Here is a 21045-nt window from a genome sequence, read left to right as displayed (position 1 = left end):
TTGAGGTCAACGCCCGATCGCCCCAGTCGCCGCGCCCCCGCCAGCAGCCACGCGAGCCGGTGCGCGGCATGAGCGTAGGGCAGACCTTCCGGGCGGACGTTGGAGATGCAGTTGCGCTGGGCGTCGCTCAGGCCGGGGCGCGGGCCGTGGGTGAGGTAGAGACCGAGGCTATCGGGCGAGCTCAGACCGGGGCGCTCGCCGATGCACACCACCACCTGCGCGGCGCGCAACAGCGCGCCGATCTCGTCGCCCAGCGCCACGCGGGCCTGGCTGGCCAGTACCAACGGCCCCACGCGCCACTCGGGCGGCAGGCGCTTGTGGGTTTCGGCGATCAAGGGCACGGCATGCGTTTGCGCGGCGCGAGCGGAAAGGCCGTCGGCGATGACGAACACCACCTCGCTTGCGTCGGCCCGCAGCTCAGCGAGCCAAGCGCGGCTGGCGGGATCGAGCTGGCGGCCGAGGTCGGGCCGACGCAGGTAGGTGGCGCGGTCAGCGGCCGCGCTGTGTACCCGCAGCGGAGCGGCGAGGCCCGCAGCATGCGCGGCGGCTTCAATCGCGTCGAGGTCGAGAGGGGTGTGCACGGCATCGCGCGCCTGGGCGTGGGCCAGGCCGAATTCCAGCAGCGCCGCCGTGGGCAGGCTCGCGCCGCTGCGGCCCAGCGCGATGCGGGCTCGGGTGTAGCGGCGCAGATGCGCCCAGGGATCGGCACCGCTGTCGGGCAAGACACCGCCATCGGCCGACGACGCGGATGCCGCGGACGTGGGGGTCTCGGTTGTGGGAGTCGCGGGTGTCGCGCGAGTCACCATTGTTCGGCAAACTCCAGCAGGGGTTGGCGCTCGCGCGGCGGGCTCAGCCGCCCGCTTTCGTCGGCCAGGCCGATGCGCTGCAACCAGGCTTCGAACTCAGGCGCGCGGCGCTTGCCGAGCGCCTGACGCACATAAAGCGCATCGTGGAACGAAGTGCTCTGGTAATTCAGCATGATGTCGTCCGCCCCCGGCACACCCATGATGAAGTGCACCCCGGCCACCCCCAGCAGGGTGAGCAGGGTGTCCATATCGTCTTGGTCAGCCTCGGCGTGGTTGGTGTAGCAGATGTCGCAGCCCATGGGCAGGCCGAGCAGTTTGCCGCAGAAGTGGTCTTCGAGACCGGCGCGGATGATCTGTTTGCCGTCATACAAATACTCCGGGCCGATGAAGCCGACCACGGTGTTGACCAGCAGCGGGCGGAATTCGCGCGCCACGGCGTAGGCGCGGGCTTCGAGCGTCTGCTGGTCCACGCCGTGGTGCGCATTGGCCGAAAGCGCGCTGCCCTGCCCGGTCTCGAAATACATGAGGTTGTCGCCCACGGTGCCGCGGTTCAGGCTGAGCGCGGCGGCGTGCGCCTCGCTCAGTATGGCCAAATCGATGCCAAAGCTGGCGTTGGCTTTTTGCGTGCCGGCCACCGACTGGAACACCAGATCGACCGGCGCGCCCTGCTCGACAAGAAGCAGGGTGTTGGTGACATGGGTGAGCACGCAACTCTGGGTGGGCACGTCGTAGCGCAGGCGCAGATCATCGATCAGGCGCAGCAGCGCGCCAATGGTCGACAAGCTGTCGGACGCGGGATTGACGCCGATGACCGCATCCCCGCTGCCGTACATCAGGCCGTCGATGATGGACGCGGCAATGCCCGCCGGGTCGTCAGTGGGATGGTTGGGCTGCAGCCGCACGGCCATGCGCCCCGGCAAGCCCAGGGTGTTGCGAAAACGGCTGATGACGCGGCATTTCTGCGCCACCAGAATCAGGTCCTGATTGCGCATGAGCTTGCTCACCGCCGCCGCCATTTCCGGGGTGAGGCCGGGGGCGAGACGGGCCAGCGCCTCGGTGTCGGCGGCGTCAGACAACAGCCAGTCGCGGAAGTCGCCCACGGTGAGATGCGCGACCGGGGCGAAGGCGGCTGCGTCGTGGCCATCGACGATCAGCCGGGTAACTTCGTCGTCCTCGTAAGGCACCACCGCCTCGTTCAGAAACCGCCCCAGCGGCACCTCGGCCAGCGCCAGGCGCGCGGCCATGCGCTCCTCTGCGCTGCGCGCGGCAACGCCCGCCAATTCGTCGCCGGAACGCAGCGGCGTGGCCCGCGCCAGCAGGGTCTTGAGATCGGCAAAGACATGGCGCACGGCGCCGATGGTGTGGGTGTAGGGCATGGGGTCTGTCTCGCAATCGAGGCGAGCATAGCGCTCGTGGCGAGCGTCGTCAGCCCGCTGCGACAGGCAGATTCCCTACGCCAGACAGGGTGAAACATTCACTTACTTTGCGGCCACGCCACCCTTTTATCTTGCGCTTCTCACTTCCCGAAGGAGAACAAGATGCAACGCCGTGAATTTGTCGCAAGCTCTCTGGCCGCAGCCGCCGCCGCTGTGTCGCTGCCCACTGTCGCGCAAGCGGCGCAGGCGGGTAGCGATCTGAAAAACGTGGTTTTCACGCAGGATGACCCGGGTCACTGGAAGGATGTGGAGGCGCTGCATGTGCCCATCCTCGAAGTCAAGGGCGACATGCTGCATGTGCGCACCCCTCACCCGATGACCAAGCCGCATTTCATCGTCAGCCATACGGTGGTGCTGGGAGATGGCGCTTTTCTGAGCCGCAAGACTTTCGACTGGCATGACCAGCCGGTATCGGTGCACAAACTGCCCGCGGGCTACAAAGGCAAATTACAGGTGACCAGCACCTGCAATCTGCACGACTGGTGGCTGAAAGATCTCACCGTGTAGTACCGACGGCAGGAGTGTCTCAGGGTGGGTTCAGCGCCGTTCCCAGCGGCCGCCCTGACCATGCCAACCGCCGCCTTGCTGCACCCAGCGATGCGGCACCCAGCGGTAGCCGGGGCGTGGCGCGTGCCAGTAGCCCCGGTTCCACGCGTAGCGACCGTTTGTCCAGCCCCAATAGCCGGTGATCCACACCGCTCCAGGGTAGGGCGCCACACCGACCGCCTCGTACTGCGGGGCGGGAGGCGGCACGTTGACCACGTCATACGCAGGCGCGCCGTAGCCATATTGCGGTGGCACGGGCGCCACCACGCAACCACCCAAACCCAGCGCGGCAACAGCAGGCAAGATCAGGGCCGCGAGGCGGCGCTTCGGGGTGTTGAGTGCAGCGGGAATGAGCGGCTGAGACATGGCAAGGACCTCGTGTGTTGTGGGTGCATGTGCTGAAGTAACGCGCAGCGCTGCGAAACCGCGACAGGCGATCACGCCTTTCTCGCACGAATAGGGTGAACAGACCTTAATCCGACGGCCAGCGCACCCCACGGCGGGCAGCCATGTCCTGGCCCATAGCCGAGATTTGGGCGGCGTTCATGCGCGCTTGGGCAGCCGGAAAAATCTGCGTGTTTTCGATGGCAATATGCGCAGCGTGCAGGGCGCTGAAGCGTTGCGCCGCATCGGCGATGGGCGCCGACGCGGGCTGGGCTTGTGCGGCTTTCACCTGCAGCAGCCAGCCGCGCAGCTCGGCCCAGAGCACAGCCAGCGCGCGGTGATCGCTTTCAAGCGTCTCCAGCACCGCGTCGTCGCCGTCCCACTCTGCCAACGAAGCGCGCAGCACCGGAAACACGTGCAGCTCCTCGTCTTCATGATGCAGCGGCGCGGCTACATCGAAGTAGCGCAGCACTTTGTCGGCCGCCTGCTGCGCCTGCGCGTCCGTACCTTCTTGAGCACCCCCAGGGTCGGCACGCCGCCCCGCCCCCCGTGGGGAACAAGGAAACTTGGGGCGGCCCTGCGTTTCCTTGAGCGCCACATGATCGATCAGCCGCAGCAGCAGAGCGTCCATGCGGGTGATGCGGGCATGGCAGCCGCGCAGCAGCTCAAAGGGCTGGTCAAACCCGGCGGCGGTCAGATCGTCAGAAAGCAGCATCACCGCCGCATCACGATACGAAGGCCGGCGCACCCGGTGCGGCATCAAAGCCCAGCGCTGCCTTTTGCGCCCGCTCGGCATCGCGTTTTTCCATGCGCGCCGGGCCTTCGCCGGAGGGGTCGGCCTCGACCGCGTAAATCTGCGCATGAAACCCGATCACGCCCACACGGTGCGCCACGCTGACCAGCGTGGCGTCGGGCAGACGCTGCTGCAAGAGCGCGTACATGGCGCGTTCGGTCGGTGCATCGAGCGCGCTGGTGGCCTCGTCCATGAACAGCCAGTCCGGGGCGATGAGCAGGGCGCGGGCCACCGCCAGACGCTGCTGCTCGCCGGGCGAGAGGCGTTGCATCCAGGTATCCGTCTGCTCCAGCGCGGCTTCCAGATAGGGCACGCGGGCGAGTTGCAGCGCCTCGCTGATCTGCGCGGCACTGAAGTCGTCCGGGCTTTGCGGATAGGTGAGCGCCTGCTTGAGCGTGCCCAGCGGCAGATACGGCTTTTGCGGCAGGAACAGCGTGCGACCCGAAGGCGCGTGCGCGTGCGCGGTGTTGAGCGCATAGGGCCAGATGCCGGCCAGCCAGCGCACCAGCGTGCTCTTGCCGCTGCCCGACGGCCCGGTGAACAGGGTGTGCTGGCCGCGGCTGATGTGCTCGCCCGCGCATTGCAGCAGCGGCCGCCCGTCAGGCGCCAGCAGCAGCAGATCGCCCAGCGCCACCGACTCGCGCGCGCTGCGCAGCGGCACCACACCGGCCGACGTCATCGCAGCACTTGATGGCAAGCCTGATGACAAGCCTGAGGGAGCCGGGGTCGTGGGGCTTGGCGGATGGTTCTGCGCGTTTTGCATGGCCTCGACAAAGGTCTGCAAACGCTCGACGGTGGCGCGCCAGTCGGCAATGCTGGTGTACGCGCCGATGAACCAGGACAGCGCCCCCTGCACTTGGCCAAAGGCCTGCGCCGTCTGCGTCAGGCCGCCGAGTTGAATCTGCCCGGCAAAGTAACGCGGTGCGGCCACCAGGATGGGGAAGATGATGGCGAGCTGGCCGTAAAACGCGCTGTACCAGGTGAACAGCTTCTGCCGCTTCATGATGCCCCACCAGTTGCTCCACACATTGGCGAACCGGTCGCGGTGCCCGGCCAGCTCGCGCTGCTCGCCGTTGTAGAGCGCAATGCCTTCGTCATGTTCGCGGGTACGCGCCAGGCCAAAGCGGAAATCCGCCTCGTAGCGCTGCTGGTAGAAGTTGAGCCGGATCAGCGGCTTGCCCACCCAATGCGCCAGCACACTGCCCACACCGGCATACAGAATGGCGACCCACACCATGTAACCGGGAATGGTGATGCCGAACAAGGTGATCGCGCCCGACAGCATCCACAACATGACCAGAAAAGAGAACAACGTGACCAGCGAGGAGACGAAGCCGAAGAACAGATTCAGGCTGCCGTTGATAAAGCCGCCGATGTCATCTGCAATGCGCTGGTCCGGGTTGTCGGTGTTGCCCTGCCGCAGCGACATGCGGTAGTGCGTGCCACCGGCCAGCCAGTCTTTGAGAAACACCTCGGTCATCCAGCGTCGCCAGTTGATCTGCAGCATCTGCAAGAAGTACTGCGAATACACCGCCAGCGCGATGTAGAGGAAGGCATAGCCGGTGAAATACAGCAGCAGTTGCTTGAACGCGCCGAAATTCTTCGCTTGCAGGGCGTTGAAAAAATCGCCGTTCCACTGCGTGAGTTTCACATTCACCCAAACCAGCGCCAGATTCATCGCCAGCACCAGCAAAAGCAGACCCCAGCCCTTCTTCTTCTCTTCCGAAACCAAGTACGGTTTGGCGAGCGAATAGAAATGTTTGAGGGCGAAGCGATACGACTGCGGAGAGGCTTGAGGCGACATGAGGCAAACGGCTCCCGAAAACGCGAAAACTGCGGCATTGTGCCTGCGAGGGCGCGGCCGTTGTCTCAGTACGGACATGCCCCCTGCTGTCGCAGCCTAACGACGCCGCCTGAGGATCGGCTTAAATCCGCAGCCCGCCCGACCGTATGATGCCTACTCTCGAACGACCGTGCTTTTTCTCATGACCGACACCACCTTTTCCGCCGAACTTCAGACCGCCTTCGACGCCGCCGTCGCCCACTCCAAAACCCTCACCACCCGCCCCGACAACCAAACCCTGCTGCAACTCTACGGCCTGTACAAACAAGGCAGCGCGGGCGACGTTTCGGGCGAGCGCCCCGGCATGACCGATTTCGTCGCCCGCGCCAAATGGGACGCCTGGGCCGCCCGCAAAGGCACGCCCCGCGCCGAGGCCATGCAGGCCTATATCGCTCAGATCAGCGCCCTACCCTCCTGAGCGCCCCAGGGCCGGGCTGCGCCCAGTCCGCCCCCCATTGGGGTCAAGGAAACTTGGGGCGGCCCTACGTTTCCTTGAGAGCGCCTGCGCAGATTCACCAGCCCGAGGCGCTCAGGCGTTGCATCTAATTACATTCAAGTATTTAGATGTGGTTGACTTGAGTCAATCTCGCGGAACACTGCGCGCCCAGAATGTAGACATGACAAAACCCCTTCAGCGCTGTGCGCCAATTTGTCGCAATCGCCGCAAGGAAAAACACGGAGGTCGTCATGTCTCTCATCCTTTGTTCACAAAGCGTTTTTTCCCGCCAGTTCCTCACCCGGCAGCGTGAGTCTGCGCGCCGATTGAAATACAGCCTCGCAGCGTTGACCGGCTTGATCGGCTGTTTGGCGTGGGCGCCCAATGCGCAAGCCGTGCCCGCCTTTGCCCGCCAGACCGGGCAGAACTGCATCGCCTGCCACGTCGGCGGATTCGGCCCGCAGCTCACGCCTTTTGGCCGTGCGTTCAAGCTCGATGGCTACACCCTGAGCGACGGCAAAAAACACATTCCGCTGTCGGCCATGCTGGTGGCTTCGTACACCCACCAGTCGCAGGACTACAGCAACAACAACTACATCGGCCCGCCGCCCGCAGGATTCAGCGCCAACGACAATTTCACGGCATTGCAGCAGGCATCCCTCTTTTTGGCGGGTCGCATCACCGACCACCTGGGCATGTTGGGGCAGGCCACCTATTCCGACCCGGGTTCGCAAAATCTGGCCTGGGACAACACGGAGCTGCGCTACGCCCACTCCTTCGCACTCGGCTCCGCCAGCGGCCTGTTCGGCATGAGTCTGAACAACAACCCCACCCTGTCAGACGTGTGGAACACCACACCCGCTTGGCAATACAGCTATATGGCGCCGCCATTTGGCAACAGCGGTCCGCCAGTATCCCCCGTCATCTACAACCTGGGGCAGAGTGTCGTGGGCGCCACGGCGTACACGATGATTGACAACAGCTGGTATGCAGAGGCTGGGGCCTATCACAACCTTTCGACTTACTGGGCCAATGCGCTGCATGCGGGAAACGCCTCCCTGCAAGGCGAAGCGCCCTACTGGCGGCTGTGGTACTCCAAAACCGTCGGCCCCCATGTATTCGAGGCTGGCCTGCTGGGCTTTGATGCCCGCATCAACACCAGCGGTCTGCCCGGACTGCCCACAGACAACTATCACGACATCGGTCTGGACGCGACCTATCAATTCCTCAATGGCGGCCCGAACATCATCACCGCAAACGCCATTTATATGCACGAACGCCAGAACCTGAACCAAGCGCTCATGCAAGGCAACGCGAGCAACGGCAGCAACACGCTGAACGCTGCCAATCTGAACGTGGCCTACTGGCTTGACAATACCTATGGGGCAACGCTTGGACTGTTTGACACCACAGGCTCCTCCGATGCCGCGGTTTATGGCAACGGCTATAGCTCGCGCACCAACAGCCCGAATACCAACGGCGCCATTTTTGAAATCGACTGGAATCCGTTTGGCAAGAGTTGGGTCAACCCCGAGAAAAATCTGCGGATCGGTTTGCAGTACACCCTGTACAACAAATATCTCGGGGCCAAAACTAATTTTGACGGGGCCGGCACCAACGTAAGCGCTATGAATACTCTGTATCTCTATCTGTGGACTGCGATCTGATCGGCGAAGTGAGCTGGCGCAAAGCCGATGCGCCCCGCGAACCGCGGAGCGCATCCATGTTTGATCGCGGCCCGGCTGCTTGACACCCCGCCCCGTTATCGTTTGTCACGATTTCATCATCTGATCCAGCGCAGAACGTCCTATGCTTTTCGCATTGATCATTCGGCTTACGCAAGGAGGTTTTCCATGACAAACGCCAACGCATTCATCCATTTCGCCCAGGCCTTCCACCACGGTGAGGCCGAGCAGCACAGTTATGTCGTGGCCGTCGGCGACCGCGCAGTCGTCGAGGCGCTGGCCAAGGCAGAGCACACGCGGCTGCGAGGGGCTTACGGCGTGGCCGTTTACCGCACCGAGCCGAATATCGCCACGCAAGACAACTTCCGTCTGGTCGGCTACCTCTCGTCCGACATGGGCGAGAAGTGGACTTGCAGTCAGCCCGACGAAGCACAGGCGGCCTGAGCCGCGCTGAGGTTCACTGCACCATGCCCAGCCAGCGCGGAAACGCCAGGCTGATCGCCGGGATGTAGGTCACCAGGCCGAGGAACACCAGCATGGTCAGCAGCCAGGGCCACACGGCGACGGTGAGTTCGGTGATGCCCATCTTGGCGATGCCGCTGGCGACATAGAGGTTCAGCCCCACAGGCGGGGTGAGCATGCCGATTTCCATGTTCACCACCATGATGATGCCGAAGTGAATCGGATCAATGCCCAGGTGCGCGGCGACCGGAAACAGAATCGGCGCAAGAATCAGCACGATGCTCGACGGCTCCATCACATTGCCCGCCACCAGCAGCAGCAGATTGACCAGCAGCAGAAACACCACCGGCCCCAGACCCGCGTCGATCATCCACTGCGCCATGCTCTGCGGCACCTGCTCGGAGGTCATCAAAAACGAAAACAGCACCGCGTTGGTGATGATGTAGAGCAGCATCGCGCTCATATTGGCCGAAGCCAGCAGCACGCGCGGCACGTCGCGCAGCCGCAGGTCTTTGTAAACGAACACGGCGATGATGAAGGCATACACCGCGCTCATCGCCGCTGCTTCGGTGGGGGTGAACAGGCCGGAGTAAATGCCGCCCAGCACGATGACGATCAGCATCAGCCCCCAGATGCTGTCACGCAGCGCCTTGGCGCGCTGCGCCCAAGTGGCGCGAGGCATGCGCGGATACCCGCCGCGCCAAGCCCGCCACCAGGTCGTCGTGCCCAGCATGGCCGCGAGAATCAACCCCGGCACCACTCCCGCCATGAACAGCGCCCCTATCGACGAGTTGGTCGAGACCGCGTACATCACCATCACGATGGACGGCGGAATGAGAATGCCCAGAGCGCCCGACGAAGTGATGGCGCCAGCCCCGAAGCGCGGCGGGAAACCGGCCTTGACCATCGCGGGCAAGAGGATGGAGCCAATGGCCACCACCGTCGCCGGGCTGGAGCCCGACACCGCGGCGAACAGCGCGCAGGCCATCACCCCGGCCATGGCCAGGCCGCCGTGCCAGTGGCCGATCATGCTGGTGGCAAACACGATCATGCGACGCGCCACGCCGCCATGGGTGAGAAAGTTGCCGGCCAGAATAAAGAACGGAATCGCCATGATTTCGAACTTCTCGATGCCGGTGAACAGCTTGAGCGCCACCGCCTGAATCGGCACATCGGTCAAGGTGAACAAAAAGCCCAGCACCGTCAGCCCGAGGGCGATTGAAACCGGCATGCCCGTGAGCATCAGTGCGATGAGAAGGGCAAAGATGATGAGCGCGTTCATTGCGCACCCCCTTGCGGATAGCGCGGATGCATGCCGTCGCCATGAGGATCGTTGGGCAGCGGTTCATCGAGTCCCTCCACCTGTCCCGGATCGTGATGCGGCAATTCGCCATCGCGCTGAAAACGCCAGGCCACTTGCAGGAAGCGGTAGCACATCAGCCCAGAGCCCAGCGGAATGGCGAGATAAACCATCCAGGCCGGCCACTCCAGATCGGGCGTGGTCTGCTCGGTCTGGCTGAGATGCCAGACGAAGTTGGCGCCAAACGCGGCAATCACCCCGGTAAACAGCGCCCCGGCGAGCAGGCCGAACAGAATCACCGGCTTGCGGCGCGGCGGTGAAAGACGATTCACCAGCACATCGACCCCGACGTGGATGCCGGTGCGCACCCCGTAGGCCGCGCCGAATTTGGCCATCCACACGAACATGAAAATGGTCAGCTCCTGCGCCCAGCTCAGGTTGAGCGAGAGCAACCAGTCCTGCAGGCCAGGAATGGCGAATCCGGCGAGATAGCGATGCACGACAGCGACAAAAATGATCAACGTCGCCGCCGCCATGAGCAGCGCAATCAGCGTCTCCTCAAGGCGATCGAGCAGGCGGTTGAACAGTGAGAAGGCGTTCATGGCGGCGGCCTCGGGGCGTATGTCAAAAGCAAAACTGCCCGAGCCTTGCGGCTTGGGCAGTGGAGGGGGCAAGTGGCCCTTACAAAGAAAGCGAAAGCGGGCCTTACAGCTTGGCGGGATCGAAGCCCGTGGCCTTGAATACCTCGTCCATCAGCGCCTTGGGCACGCGCGACTGCGCCTGCTTGTAAACCGGCGCCATCGCCTTTTTCCACGCCAGACGCTCTGCCGGGGTGAGCGCGATCACCTGGCACTTGCCCGACTTGCGCACCGCTTCCGTGGCGTCTTCGTTGTCTTTCTTCGCCACGGAGTTGGCGAATTCGGTCGACTCCACCATGGCCTGATCGAGAATCTTGCGAATATCGGGCGGCAGGCCGTCCCAGAACTTCTTGTTCACGATCACCGCATAGCCCAGATAGCCGTGGCGGGTCTGGGTCATGTATTTCTGCACCTCAAAGAACTTCTGGGTGTAAAAGTTGGACGGCGGGTTCTCGGTGCCGTCCACCACGCCGGTCTGCAGCGCCTGGTACACCTCCGAGAACGCCATCACCTGAGGAATGGCGCCGATGGCCCGCATTTCCATGTCGAGAATCTTGCTCGACTGGATGCGCATTTTCAGCCCCTTGGCATCCGCCGGGGTTTTCAGCGGCTTGTTGGCGCTCATGTCCTTGAAGCCATTGTCCCAATAGGCCAGGCCGAGAATGCCCTTGGAGTCGAGCTTGCCCAGCAATTCCTTGCCGATCGGGCCTTGCGTGATTTTGTGCAGCTGCTCGTAGTCGTCGAAGATATACGGCAGATCGAACAGCTCGAACTCCTTGGCGCCCAGCGGGCCGAACTTGGCCAGCGACGGTGCCAGCATCTGCACCGAGCCGAGCTGCAGCGCCTCGACCTCTTCCTTGTCTTTGTAGAGCTGGCTGTTGGGATAAACCTCCACCTTCACCCGGCCCTGCGTGCGCTCTTCGGCGAGTTTTTTGAAATGCTCGGCCGCTGCCCCCTTGGGCGTGTTGGGCGCCACCACATGGCTGAATTTGATGACGATAGGCTGTTGCGCCCGCGCCAGCGTGCTCAGACCCAAACCGGCTGCGGCTAACCCCAGACCAATGACTGCTTGACGACGCTGCATGGCGATCTCCGTGGATATGTTGTGTTGTGAAATGAACCGTACTTTTTTGTAACCGACGAAAGCATACGCCAGCGCGCCGATCTACCGCCAGAGCACGGGCGGCATTTCCGACACAAGGTCAGTGGTCGCGCGCCAACCTCGACCATCAAGCGTGGCCGTTGTTGTTGGCCGAGGGCTTGTTGCCGGCTTCGCGCAGTTCGCGCGCATGCTCGTCGGCGCTCTGCTGAATCTTGCGGCTGAAAAACCAGATGAAAAACACGCCCATGCCCAGCATGAAAATGCTGCCAATGAGGCTGAACAACCCATAATCCGTGCCAAACAGTCCATGCCAAACTGATCCCATGATGCCTTCCTCCGTGTTGTTGAACATTTGCGAGAATAAATCGCCACACAGTTTACGGTTTGACACAGAACAAACCGCGTTCGACCTGACCCGGACGAGCCGCATCGGGCGCAAGCGATGAACGCGGCCCGTTTCGGCATCGTCAGCGCCATTGCGCAGGAGCAGCAGGGTTTGCTGGAATGTTTGCAGCAGCCGCGCTGCGTGCGCCACGGAAACCGCGACTACACCCTGGGCACGCTGTGGGGCAGCGACGTCGTGCTGGTGCTGTGCGGCATCGGCAAAGTGGCGGCGGCCGCCACGACCACCAGCCTGATTGTCGAATTCGGCTGCGACGCGCTGCTGTTCACCGGCGTGGCCGGCGGCCTGGGAGACGGCGTGGCCGTGGGCGATCTGGTGATTGCCGACACGCTGCTGCAGCACGACCTCGATGCCCGGCCGCTCTATCCGCAATACGAAGTGCCCGACACGGGGTTGACGCACTTCGCCGCGAACCGCGCGCTCACCGACCGCCTGCACGCCGCTGCGCAGCGGCTTTTGTCACCGCAGGCCGAGCCCTTGATAGATGCCCCAACCCGCCAAGCCTTCGGGCTGCACGCCCCGCGCGTGCATCGCGGGCTGATCGTCAGCGGCGATCACTTCATCTCCGCCCGCGCCGACAGCGACGCGCTGCGCCACGCGCTGCCCGAGGCGCTCGCAGTGGAGATGGAGGGCGCCGCCGTGGCGCAGGTCTGCCACGATTACGGCGCGCCCTTCGCGCTGGTGCGCACCATTTCCGACCGCGCCGACGACACCGCGCACATCGACTTCGGCCGCTTCATCCACGCCGTGGCTAGCCAGTACAGCCGGGCGCTGCTGTCCGAGCTGTGGCATGCCGGATTTACAAACGAGAAGGCAGATCCAGGCGGTCGGTAAACAGCCCGTCCAGCCCATCAGCCAGCAGCGCTCTAGCCCGATCTGCGTCATTCACCGTATAGGCGCGCAGCTTCAGTCCGCGCGCATGCACTGCTGCCGCGACCGCAGGCGTCACCTGTTGCCAATCGGTGTGCAGCCCTTCGGCGCCAAGCGCCACGGCCTGCGCCAGCGCCCCATCGTCGTAGGTTTCGACCAGATAGGCCAGCGGCACATCGGCCTGCAGGACGCCCGGCGCCGCGCGGGCCGCCTGCAGCGCGGCAAGCGAAAACGACGACAGCAAGGGCCGCGGCGCTGAAGGCTGATCGGCCAGCCACTGCACCACGCGGCGCGCCACGGCTTCGCCGGTTTGCGCATCCTGCCCCGGGTTGGGCTTGATCTCCAGATTCAGCCACGCGCGGTGCTGCGCGGCGAAGTCGAGCACCTGATCGAGCGAGGCCGGAGGCTCGCCCTTGAAGGCCGCACTGTGCCAGCTTCCGGCATCCACCATTTGCAGGTTTTCCCAGCGCCAGGGCGCAGCCGGGCCGCGCGCATCGGTGGTGCGGTCGAGCGTGTCGTCGTGCAGCAGCCAGAGCACACCGTCGGCACTGAGCTTCACATCGCACTCAAACGCGCGAAAACCGGCCTTGAAGCCGACTTCAAACGCCGCCAAAGTGTTCTCGGGCGCGGCATCGCCCCCGCCGCGGTGAGCGAACCAGCTCGGCATCGCAGCGCGGGTCATGGCTTGACCGCCCCGCATTGCGCACCCAGCCAGCGCCCGCTCGATTTCATCTCGAACCGCACCGGACCGACGAGTTTCTGTTTCATCTCGGGGGGCAGCGGCGCGTCTTCCGGGAGGACAAAACGCCCCGTGCCTCGCGTCACCATGCTCCAGGCGCGCGGCCCGGATGTTTTCATTTCTCCCTGCACCGTACCGAAGAAGCCGCCATCATCGGAGGCCGGCTTGCAATCGCCGACCACACGCAGCGCGTCGTCGCGGTCTTCGATCAGCCGGTAACGGCAACCGCTGTCATCCTTGTTCATCTCATCGACCCAGGTTTGCGGCGTGCGGGCCTTGGCCGCGTCTTCGGCAGTGATGCATTCCTTGCTCACCTCCGAGAGGCTGTCACGCATCTGCTGCATCATCGGCCCCATCTGTGCGCGTTGCTGCGGACTCATTTGTTGCAGTTGCTCATCGACGCCTTTGCGCATCTGCGCCATCACGTCCACGCCGTTGTAAGTGGATTGCGTGCGCGTTTCCCACAACCCCGTCTGCGGCACGGTAAAAGCCAGCGCCGCAGGCGCGCCCAGGAGCGCGCAGACGCCGAAGGCGGCGGCGCATCGCCGTGCCGCAGTCTGGCAGGGTATTACGTTCATGGTGCATCCTCTCTGAAAAAGCGCTTACGCTAGCGCCCGATTGTGACGGTCACTTGCGCCGCACCGGCCCAGCGCGGCTTACCGTCAGGCCCGTGGGATCAGGCGGTTTTTCGTGCCACCTTTTTCGCCGGGGCCTTGGCCGGGCGCGGCTCGAACTCAAAGCCGATTTTGCCACCTGTTTGTTTCACCAGAAACGCCTTGAACTTGCGCTTGGTGCGTGCCGAGACGAAGCCGTCGAGCAGATCGGTGCGCCCGACCTCCAGCAGTTTGCGCATCTGCTCGGGCTCAATGGGCTGCTGCAAAATGATCTTGCCGCTGCGGAAGTCGCAGCTCGGCGCCGGGCCGACGCTCTTTTCGCACACATAGCTGCTGCCCGCCTCATACACCGCGCTGCCGCATTTGGGGCAAGCGCCCAGCGGCGTCTGATCACTGAAATCCGGCGCTTCGCCGCCATCGCTGCCGAGGGCGCTGTCGCCGAAGTCGAATTCGAGCTTCCACTGCCCTTTGCCGTCTTCCTGCGCCAGCTTGAGTTCGGCGGCGAACGGGCGGCCCATCTTGCTGCGGAACCCGGTGAGCGGCCCCAGGTGTTTGTCGCGCAGCAGTTGCTCCACTTCGGCCAGCTCGAAGCTGCGTCCGCCCGGATGTTTGCCGATGGAAAAGTCGCACTGCGTGCAGGCGAAACGGTGGTAGTTCTCCTTCACCACGCCGCCGCAATGCGGGCAGGGCGTCTGCAGCGTGGCGTAGTCGCCGGGCACGGTGTCGCGGTCGAATTCCTTCGCCCGGCGCACGATGGTTTCGGTCATGCCGGCAATATCGCGCATGAAGGCTTCGCGCGAGAGTTGGCCGCGCTCCATCTGCGCCAGCTTGTGCTCCCAGCCGCCGGTAAGCTCGGGCTTGGTGAGTTCTTCCACCTGCAAGCCGCGCAGCAGGGTCATGAGCTGAAAGGCCTTGGCAGTGGGGATCAGCTCGCGGCCTTCGCGCACCATATACGCCTCGGCCAGCAAGCCTTCAATCGTTGCGGCGCGCGTAGCCGGCGTGCCCAGCCCTTTGCCCGACATGGCCTCGGCCAGTTCTTCGTCCTCAACCATCTTGCCCGCGTTTTCCATCGCGCCCAGCAAGGTCGCTTCAGAGTAGCGCGCGGGCGGGCGGGTCTTGAGAGCTTTGAGTTCCACGGTCTCGGCCTGCACGGCATCGCCCTCTTTCACGGCGGGCAGGTTGTCATCTGCGCCCTGTTCTTCCTTGCCATAGATTTCCAGCCAGCCGGGTTTGACCAGAATCTTGCCCTCGGTCTTGAACTGATGCGCGCCCACGGTGCTGATGCGCGTGGTCACCAGAGATTCCGCCGCCGGGAAGAACACCGCCAGAAAGCGACGCGCCACCAGGTCGTAGATCTTGGCCTCGGCCTCCGACAGCGCCCCGGGCGTCTGGGTCGTGGGGATGATGGCGAAGTGATCCGACACCTTGGTGTTGTCGAACACGCGCTTGTTGGGGCGGATGTAGTCCGCCTCAAGCGCGCGGCGTGCATGCGGCGCGACGGCCCCGCCCGCCTCGCCCAGCGCCTGCGCGGTTTGCCGCGCAACAGTGAGATAGTCTTCCGGCAGATGGCGCGAGTCGGTTCGCGGATAGGTCAGCGCCTTGTGCTTTTCATACAGCGCCTGCGCCAGGCCCAGCGTGGTCTTGGCGGAAAAACCGAAACGGCCGTTGGCTTCGCGCTGCAAAGAGGTCAGGTCGAACAACGCGGGCGAGAGCTGGGTGGACGGCTTGGACTCGTCGCGCACCACCGCGGGCTGCCCCGCGCACGCAGCCACGATGGCCTCGGCGCGCGCCCTGTCCCACAGCCGGTCGGCGCGGGCGTCGCCATCGATAACTGCCCCCTTGGAGTCGGCTTCGCTGCCTCCGCCCCCCGAGGGGGTCAAGGAAACTTGGGACGGCCCGGCATTTCCTTGAGCGCCCTTCTTGAACCCCGGATCGAACCACTTGCCCGCATACGCCCCGGCGGGCGCGCCAAACTGCGCGTGCACCTCGAAGTAATCGCGCGCCACATGCTTGCGGATCTGCTCTTCTCGCGTCACCACGATGGACAGCGTGGGCGTCTGCACCCGGCCCACCGGGGTGAGAAAAAAGCCGCCGTCCTTCGAGTTGAACGCGGTCATCGCCCGCGTGCCGTTGATGCCCACCAGCCAGTCGGCCTCGCTGCGGCTGCGCGCGGCGTCGGCCAGCGGGCGCATGTCGGCATCGCCGCGCAAGCGCTCGAAGCCATCGCGAATGGCCTGCGGCGTCATCGACTGCAGCCACAGCCGCTGCACCGGCTTGTCCAGCGCCTTCTTGCCCTCGGCGTATTGCAGGATCAGGCGGAAGATCAGTTCGCCCTCGCGGCCCGCGTCGCAGGCGTTCACCAGCGCGGTCACATCCTTGCGCTTGAGCTGCTTGACCACCGCCGCCAGGCGGCTCTTGGTCTTCTCGATCGGGTTCAGATCGAAGTGCGGCGGAATGACCGGCAGATTGGCGAAGCTCCATTTGCCGCGCTTGACCTCGAAGTCGTCCGGCGCCTTGATCTCCACCAGATGGCCGACCGCCGACGTCACGACATACTGCTCGCTCTCGAAATACTCATCATGTTTGTCGAACTTGCCCGACTGCGGCGTCAGCGCGCGCACGATGTCTTGCGCCACGCTGGGCTTTTCGGCGATGACCAGGGTTTTGCTCAAAGCTTCGCTTTTACTCATAGGACGGAATGGATGCGATCAAAGAAATTTGGCGATGCCCGCGATGTCTTCGGCGAACAACTCGCCCGAATCGGCCATCTTCACCCGGCCGTCGCGGCCGATGACAATGGTGACCGGCAGACCCGCGGGTTTGGGAAGCACCTTGGCCAGCGCGGGCGACAGCCACGCCACCGGAAAGGTGTAGTTCTTGCTCTTGAGAAACGGCGCAATATCCGCCGCCTTTTTGTCGATGGACAGGGCCAGCACCTCCAGCCCGCGGCTGTGCTCCTTCTTGTATAGCGCCTCGACATGCGGCATCTGCCGCGCGCAGAACGGGCACCAGGTGGCCCAATACTCCAGCACCACCACCTTGCCCGCCCAGTCCTTGGTGTGTAGCGTCTTGCCACCCAGCAACTCCACCGTGGGCGGCAAAGCAAACCCGCTGCCCTCCTTCGGCAAAGGCACGGCCTTCTTGTCTTTTTTCTCCAGCGCGCTGGCCTGCTCGGCCACGTTTTGCGCCCAGGCGGGCACGGCCACAGCGCCCAATGCGACGCCCAGCACGGCGCCCAACCCTTTCAACTGAGTACGACGAGATTGATCCATGATGACGGCTCCCTAGAATGCCTCGATTTCGACAATAACGAGAACGATCGCGGGCGGTTTGTCTCCTCCACCTCTCGCGTTCTCTTTTTTTACTTTACCCAGTTTCTTGTGCTCCACGCACGCTTGTGCAACACCCCGCACCCTCCGCGCTGACGCCCCATGCCCAAAAGCCGCTCTGTCCAAACCCTTGCGCCGCCCGGCGAGCCCGCCAGCGGCTCCCTGTCTGGCCCCTACACTCAGGTGCAAGACTCGCCCATCCACGGGCGGGGCGTGTTTGCCCGCCGCCCCATCCGCGCCGGACAGCGCCTGCTGGAATACAAGGGCGAGCGCATCGACTGGCCCGAAGCCCTGCGCCGCCACCCGCGCGACCCGGCCCAGCCCAACCACACCTTCTACTTCTCGCTGGGCGACGACACCGTGATCGACGGCGGCGTGCAAGGCAACAGCGCCCGCTGGATCAACCACTCCTGCGCGCCCAACTGCGAAGCGCAGCAAGTCGGCAGCCGCGTGTTCATCGACGCCCTGCGCGACATCGCCCCCGGCGAAGAACTGTTCTTCGACTACGCCCTCGAACTCGACGCCCGCTACACCGCCAAACTCAAGCGCGACTACGCCTGCCGCTGCGGCGCCCCCAACTGCCGCGGCACCCTGCTCGCGCCCAAGGCCCGCAAAGGCAAATGAGCAAGGCCGCACCTTCGCCTGACGATCCCCTTGGCGCTCTGCGCGACTCACTCGCCGCCAGCCATCCCGCCTGCGACGTGCACTGGGTGGCGCAGACCGGCTCGACCAATGCCGATCTGCTGGCCGGGGCCCGTGCCGGGCGGCTTGACGGCCCGACGCTGCTCGCCACCGGCCAGCAGACCGCGGGCCGCGGGCGCCAGGGCCGCCCCTGGGCCGACGATGCGCAAAGCAGCGTGCTGTGCTCGCTGGCCTGGCCCGATCCGCGCAAGCGCGAGCCCGGGCCGCTGAGTCTGGCCGTGGGCGTGTGGCTGGCGCAGGCGCTTCACGCACTCGGCGCAGCGCAAGTGCGCCTGAAGTGGCCCAACGATCTGCTCCTGCCCGCGGCGGACTCGCCCAGCGGCTGGCGCAAGCTGGGCGGCATTCTGGTGGAAATGGCCGACACGCCGCAGGCGCGCTGGGCCATCATCGGCTTCGGCCTCAACCTGCACGCCCCGGCCGATCAGCCGCAGGCTACGGGACTGAACGCCGCCGGGCTCGACCTCTCGCGGGGCCGGATACTCGCCGCCCTCGCCCCCGCCTTGCTTGACGGCCTGCAGCAAGGCCCGCGCGGCGTGAGCGACGCGCTCGCCCGCTGGAACGCGCTGCATGCCTGGAGCGGCCAGACGGTTGCGGTGCTCGATCATGGGCAAACGCTGTTTTCCGGCGCAGCGCTGGGCATCGCCGCCGACGGCGCGCTGCGCGTGAGCACGCCCGGCGGCGAACGCCGCGTACTCAGCGCCGACGTGTCGCTGCGCCTGCACGCCGCAGGTATGGCAGACGCGGCAAAATGACGGGGGCCGAACGCCCTCCCGAACGCCATCAATCTCACCTCCCATGCGCACCCTGCTTCTTGCCCTGCTGCTCGTCAACCTCGTGTTTTTCGCCTGGTCGCAGGGCTGGATGGCGGGCGCCGGGCTCGGGCCAGTGACGCAGCGCGAGCCGCAGCGCCTGGCGCTGCAAATCCACCCCGAGCAGGTGCAGATCACCCCGCTGGCCAGCGCCTCGGCCACACCCGCCATCCCCCCGCAGCCCGCGCCCTCCGCGCCTGCCATCCCGGCCAACCTGCCGTCCACCCCGGTTGACGCTTCCGCCCCGGCCAGCGCCGAGCCCGCCAAAACCGTCTGCCGACAGATCGGCCCCTACGGCGCGCTCGAAACCGAGGCCCTCGCGCAGGCGCAGTCCGCGCTGGCGCAGGCCGGGCTCAAGCCCAAAGTCCTCGGCACGCCAGTGACCGAGCAATGGATGGTGCTGCTCGGCCCCTACCCCAGCCAAACCGCCATGCGCACCGCGCTCGACGAAATCACCCAGCAGGGCAAGGTCAAGGTGTTCGCCCCGGTGACCGACCGCCCGCGCTTTGAGCCCGGAATTTCTCTGGGCGTGTTCGCCAACGAGCCATCGGCGCAGGAGCAACTGCAGATCGTGCGCAAGCAAGGCGTGCGGGGCGCCAGGGTGGTGCAGCGCAATGCCGGCATGAACCGCACCGTACTGCGCCTGCCCGCGCTCACACCCGACCAACTCGGTGCGCTGGAAAAAGTGTCAGGGCAACTGGGTGGGCAGATCGTCAAGACCTGCGCGACCGAGGCCCCTGCGCCGTAAACTTGTCACGCTACCAAGGAGACGCCATGTCCGCGGTGCTATCTCAAGCTCATTTCACGTTTGAAGACTATCTCGCCTGGGAAGAAACCCAGACCGAGCGCCACGAATACATCGGCGGCGAAGTCTTCGCCATGGCCAGCGGCAGCACCGTGCACAACACCCTTTCGGGCAATGCCTATATCGCCCTGCGCAGCCAAACCCGCGGCACGCCCTGCCGGGTGTATATGGCCGACGTCAAGCTGCAAGTCGAAGCCGTCGACGCGAGCTTCTATCCTGATGTGTTCGTCACCTGCTCGGCGGCAGACGCCGGGCGGCACACCGTGCAAGAAGACGCTCTGCTCATCATCGAGGTGCTTTCGCCCTCCACCGAAGGCCGCGACCGCGGCGACAAATTCGCCGCCTACCGCCTGCTGCCCAGTTTGCAGACCGTGCTCTTCGTCGCGCAGGGCCAGCCTCATGTCGAGGCGTTCAGCCGTAACGCAGACGGCTCGTGGACGCTGCATGAAGCCAGCGGGCTCGACGCCCAACTCACCTGCGCCGCCGCCGAGCGTGCATTCACCTTCTCGCTGGCCGAGCTTTACGCCGAGGTCGATTTTTCCGCCGCGTCCGCCGAAGCGGCTGCCGAGACGGCTGCAGCCAGTTCCGGCACATCGGCGTAAATATCAGCCAGCGCCAGATCGGCATTCAGGCAGTCCAACCGCAGCGCGCCTGCGGTGCAGCGGGTGCAGTCCCACTCCTCACCCGGTTCGCCAAGGACGCGGTGGTAGCGATCCACCGTCGCGCTCGCGCTGTCCACGATCAAATATTCCCGCAGCCCCGGCGCCTGCTGGTAAGCGAACAGCTTTTCCCGCCGGTCGATACGCTCGGTGCTGGGCGACGTCACCTCCACCACCAGGCAGGGTCGCCTGCGGTAATACGGCGACTCGCGGTCTTGCGCGTCACAACTCAGCACCAAGTCCGGGTAATAAAAGTAGGTGCCGCGCAGCGCCTGCACCCGCACCTTCATGTCGGCGATGAACAACTGGCAACCCGCCCTGCGCGCCAGCGGCAACAATGTTGCGCCCAAAGCCACGCAAATCAACCCATGCCGGTCGCTCGCCCCGGCCATCGCCACCACCATGCCGTCGAGGTATTCGCGCTTCACCTCCGACAGCGGCTCGGTGTCCAGATACTCCTGCACGCTCATGCGCGGTGCAAAGTCTTGCAAGTTCGCTGCCATCACGATCTCCGATACCCAATCAGCGCCGATTGTCCTGCTGCCCTACGCCGCTTTTCAACCACGCCTGCGCCAGCCGCACCCAGAAGCTGCCGCCCAGCGGAATGAGATCGTCGTTGAAGTCGTAGTTCGGGTTGTGCAAGGTGCACGGCCCTTCGCCGTGGCCGGGCACGCGGTGGTCGCC

At 64.8% G+C, this 21045-nt stretch carries 23 protein-coding genes and 1 pseudogene; 9 read left to right on the top strand and 15 right to left on the bottom strand.

Annotated features, from left to right (window positions below; all coding sequences use genetic code 11):
* Both eutC and AC2VLV_RS05520 read right to left on the bottom strand, forming a co-directional pair.
* Window positions 1-722: ethanolamine ammonia-lyase subunit EutC (eutC, locus tag AC2VLV_RS05525; protein ID WP_486989019.1), on the bottom strand; the 722-nt coding region annotated here is incomplete at its 3' end.
* A 77-nt stretch (window positions 723-799) separates the two neighbouring features.
* The gene (locus AC2VLV_RS05520; RefSeq protein ID WP_486989018.1) at window positions 800-2182 is read right to left on the bottom strand and encodes an ethanolamine ammonia-lyase subunit EutB; all 1383 of its coding nucleotides are present in this window, start codon (window positions 2180-2182) and stop codon (window positions 800-802) included.
* A 162-nt stretch (window positions 2183-2344) separates the two neighbouring features.
* Between AC2VLV_RS05520 and AC2VLV_RS05515 the strand changes: the two genes are divergently transcribed.
* Window positions 2345-2749, top strand: a complete 405-nt coding sequence (locus AC2VLV_RS05515) for a desulfoferrodoxin family protein (RefSeq protein WP_486989017.1) — start codon at window positions 2345-2347, stop codon at window positions 2747-2749.
* Between the two features lie 30 nt (window positions 2750-2779).
* Here the strand turns inward: AC2VLV_RS05515 and AC2VLV_RS05510 are convergent, their stop codons facing one another.
* From AC2VLV_RS05510 to AC2VLV_RS05500, 3 genes are all read right to left on the bottom strand, one after another.
* Window positions 2780-3154, bottom strand: a complete 375-nt coding sequence (locus AC2VLV_RS05510) for a hypothetical protein (RefSeq protein WP_486989016.1) — start codon at window positions 3152-3154, stop codon at window positions 2780-2782.
* A gap of 106 nt (window positions 3155-3260) precedes the next feature.
* Window positions 3261-3887, bottom strand: a complete 627-nt coding sequence (locus AC2VLV_RS05505) for a hemerythrin domain-containing protein (protein ID WP_486989015.1) — start codon at window positions 3885-3887, stop codon at window positions 3261-3263.
* A 10-nt stretch (window positions 3888-3897) separates the two neighbouring features.
* A complete protein-coding gene (locus tag AC2VLV_RS05500; protein ID WP_486989014.1) occupies window positions 3898-5769 on the bottom strand; it encodes an ABC transporter ATP-binding protein/permease in 1872 nt (623 codons plus the stop codon).
* A 181-nt stretch (window positions 5770-5950) separates the two neighbouring features.
* On the opposite strand from AC2VLV_RS05500, the gene AC2VLV_RS05495 reads away from it, so the two are divergent.
* The 3 genes from AC2VLV_RS05495 (at window position 5951) to AC2VLV_RS05485 (ending at window position 8373) form a co-directional block, all read left to right on the top strand.
* Window positions 5951-6226, top strand: coding sequence for an acyl-CoA-binding protein (locus AC2VLV_RS05495; protein WP_486989013.1), 276 nt, complete (start codon window positions 5951-5953; stop codon window positions 6224-6226).
* 269 nt (window positions 6227-6495) lie between these two features.
* Window positions 6496-7911 carry a cytochrome c1 protein gene (locus AC2VLV_RS05490; RefSeq protein WP_486989012.1) on the top strand — a complete coding sequence of 472 codons (1416 nt, stop codon included), beginning with the start codon at window positions 6496-6498 and terminating at the stop codon, window positions 7909-7911.
* A gap of 186 nt (window positions 7912-8097) precedes the next feature.
* Window positions 8098-8373, top strand: a complete 276-nt coding sequence (locus AC2VLV_RS05485) for a hypothetical protein (RefSeq protein ID WP_486989011.1) — start codon at window positions 8098-8100, stop codon at window positions 8371-8373.
* A gap of 13 nt (window positions 8374-8386) precedes the next feature.
* On the opposite strand, the gene AC2VLV_RS05480 is transcribed toward AC2VLV_RS05485, so the two are convergent.
* From AC2VLV_RS05480 to AC2VLV_RS05465, 4 genes are all read right to left on the bottom strand, one after another.
* Window positions 8387-9673: a TRAP transporter large permease gene (locus AC2VLV_RS05480; RefSeq protein WP_486989010.1), complete on the bottom strand. Its 1287-nt coding sequence runs from the start codon at window positions 9671-9673 to the stop codon at window positions 8387-8389.
* The gene (locus tag AC2VLV_RS05475; RefSeq protein WP_486989009.1) at window positions 9670-10293 is read right to left on the bottom strand and encodes a TRAP transporter small permease; all 624 of its coding nucleotides are present in this window, start codon (window positions 10291-10293) and stop codon (window positions 9670-9672) included. Before AC2VLV_RS05475 ends, AC2VLV_RS05480 begins: the two co-directional genes overlap by 4 nt.
* A 103-nt stretch (window positions 10294-10396) precedes the next feature.
* On the bottom strand, window positions 10397-11413 hold the full coding sequence (locus AC2VLV_RS05470; protein ID WP_486989008.1) for a TRAP transporter substrate-binding protein: 1017 nt from the start codon (window positions 11411-11413) through the stop codon (window positions 10397-10399).
* Window positions 11414-11558: 145 nt separating this feature from the next.
* Window positions 11559-11756 (bottom strand): DUF3149 domain-containing protein, encoded by a 198-nt coding sequence (locus AC2VLV_RS05465; protein ID WP_486989007.1) that lies wholly within the window; start codon window positions 11754-11756, stop codon window positions 11559-11561.
* Between the two features lie 117 nt (window positions 11757-11873).
* On the opposite strand from AC2VLV_RS05465, the gene AC2VLV_RS05460 reads away from it, so the two are divergent.
* Entirely contained in the window at window positions 11874-12668 is a 795-nt protein-coding gene (locus tag AC2VLV_RS05460) for a 5'-methylthioadenosine/adenosylhomocysteine nucleosidase (protein ID WP_486989006.1), read from the top strand.
* Here the strand turns inward: AC2VLV_RS05460 and AC2VLV_RS05455 are convergent.
* The 4 genes from AC2VLV_RS05455 to AC2VLV_RS05440 all read right to left on the bottom strand — a co-directional run bounded on the left by AC2VLV_RS05455 (window position 12634) and on the right by AC2VLV_RS05440 (window position 17329).
* A complete protein-coding gene (locus AC2VLV_RS05455; RefSeq protein WP_486989005.1) occupies window positions 12634-13386 on the bottom strand; it encodes a glycerophosphodiester phosphodiesterase family protein in 753 nt (250 codons plus the stop codon). The two genes, AC2VLV_RS05460 and AC2VLV_RS05455, sit on opposite strands and share 35 nt — an antisense overlap.
* Window positions 13383-14021 (bottom strand): DUF3617 domain-containing protein, encoded by a 639-nt coding sequence (locus AC2VLV_RS05450; protein ID WP_486989004.1) that lies wholly within the window; start codon window positions 14019-14021, stop codon window positions 13383-13385. The genes AC2VLV_RS05455 and AC2VLV_RS05450 overlap by 4 nt, the downstream gene beginning before the upstream one ends.
* A gap of 98 nt (window positions 14022-14119) precedes the next feature.
* Window positions 14120-16729 carry a DNA topoisomerase III gene (locus AC2VLV_RS05445; protein ID WP_486989021.1) on the bottom strand — a complete coding sequence of 870 codons (2610 nt, stop codon included), beginning with the start codon at window positions 16727-16729 and terminating at the stop codon, window positions 14120-14122.
* 36 nt (window positions 16730-16765) lie between these two features.
* Window positions 16766-17329, bottom strand: coding sequence for a TlpA disulfide reductase family protein (locus AC2VLV_RS05440; RefSeq protein ID WP_486989003.1), 564 nt, complete (start codon window positions 17327-17329; stop codon window positions 16766-16768).
* 219 nt (window positions 17330-17548) lie between these two features.
* Here AC2VLV_RS05440 and AC2VLV_RS05435 point away from each other — a divergent pair, with 219 nt between their 5' ends.
* Genes AC2VLV_RS05435 through AC2VLV_RS05420 form a run of 4 tightly spaced genes read left to right on the top strand, consistent with a single transcriptional unit; the run spans window position 17549 to window position 20304 of the window.
* Window positions 17549-18010 (top strand): SET domain-containing protein, encoded by a 462-nt coding sequence (locus tag AC2VLV_RS05435; protein WP_486989020.1) that lies wholly within the window; start codon window positions 17549-17551, stop codon window positions 18008-18010.
* A complete protein-coding gene (locus AC2VLV_RS05430; RefSeq protein ID WP_486989002.1) occupies window positions 18007-18840 on the top strand; it encodes a biotin--[acetyl-CoA-carboxylase] ligase in 834 nt (277 codons plus the stop codon). The genes AC2VLV_RS05435 and AC2VLV_RS05430 overlap by 4 nt, the downstream gene beginning before the upstream one ends.
* 43 nt (window positions 18841-18883) lie before the next feature.
* Window positions 18884-19645 carry a sporulation protein gene (locus tag AC2VLV_RS05425; protein WP_486989001.1) on the top strand — a complete coding sequence of 254 codons (762 nt, stop codon included), beginning with the start codon at window positions 18884-18886 and terminating at the stop codon, window positions 19643-19645.
* A gap of 26 nt (window positions 19646-19671) precedes the next feature.
* Window positions 19672-20304 (top strand): Uma2 family endonuclease, encoded by a 633-nt coding sequence (locus tag AC2VLV_RS05420; protein WP_486989000.1) that lies wholly within the window; start codon window positions 19672-19674, stop codon window positions 20302-20304.
* Here the strand turns inward: AC2VLV_RS05420 and AC2VLV_RS05415 are convergent.
* Together AC2VLV_RS05415 and AC2VLV_RS05410 are read right to left on the bottom strand one after the other, a co-directional pair.
* Window positions 20223-20864, bottom strand: coding sequence for a Uma2 family endonuclease (locus tag AC2VLV_RS05415; protein ID WP_486988999.1), 642 nt, complete (start codon window positions 20862-20864; stop codon window positions 20223-20225). The two genes, AC2VLV_RS05420 and AC2VLV_RS05415, sit on opposite strands and share 82 nt — an antisense overlap.
* Before the next feature lie 19 nt (window positions 20865-20883).
* Window positions 20884-21045, bottom strand: a pseudogene (locus AC2VLV_RS05410) (amidohydrolase); the annotation flags it as partial.

The sequence above is a fragment of the Thiomonas sp. TH-17 genome (assembly GCF_057473305.1).
Note: the sequence above shows the minus strand (reverse complement) of the source record. Positions and strands in the feature narration are given on the sequence as shown.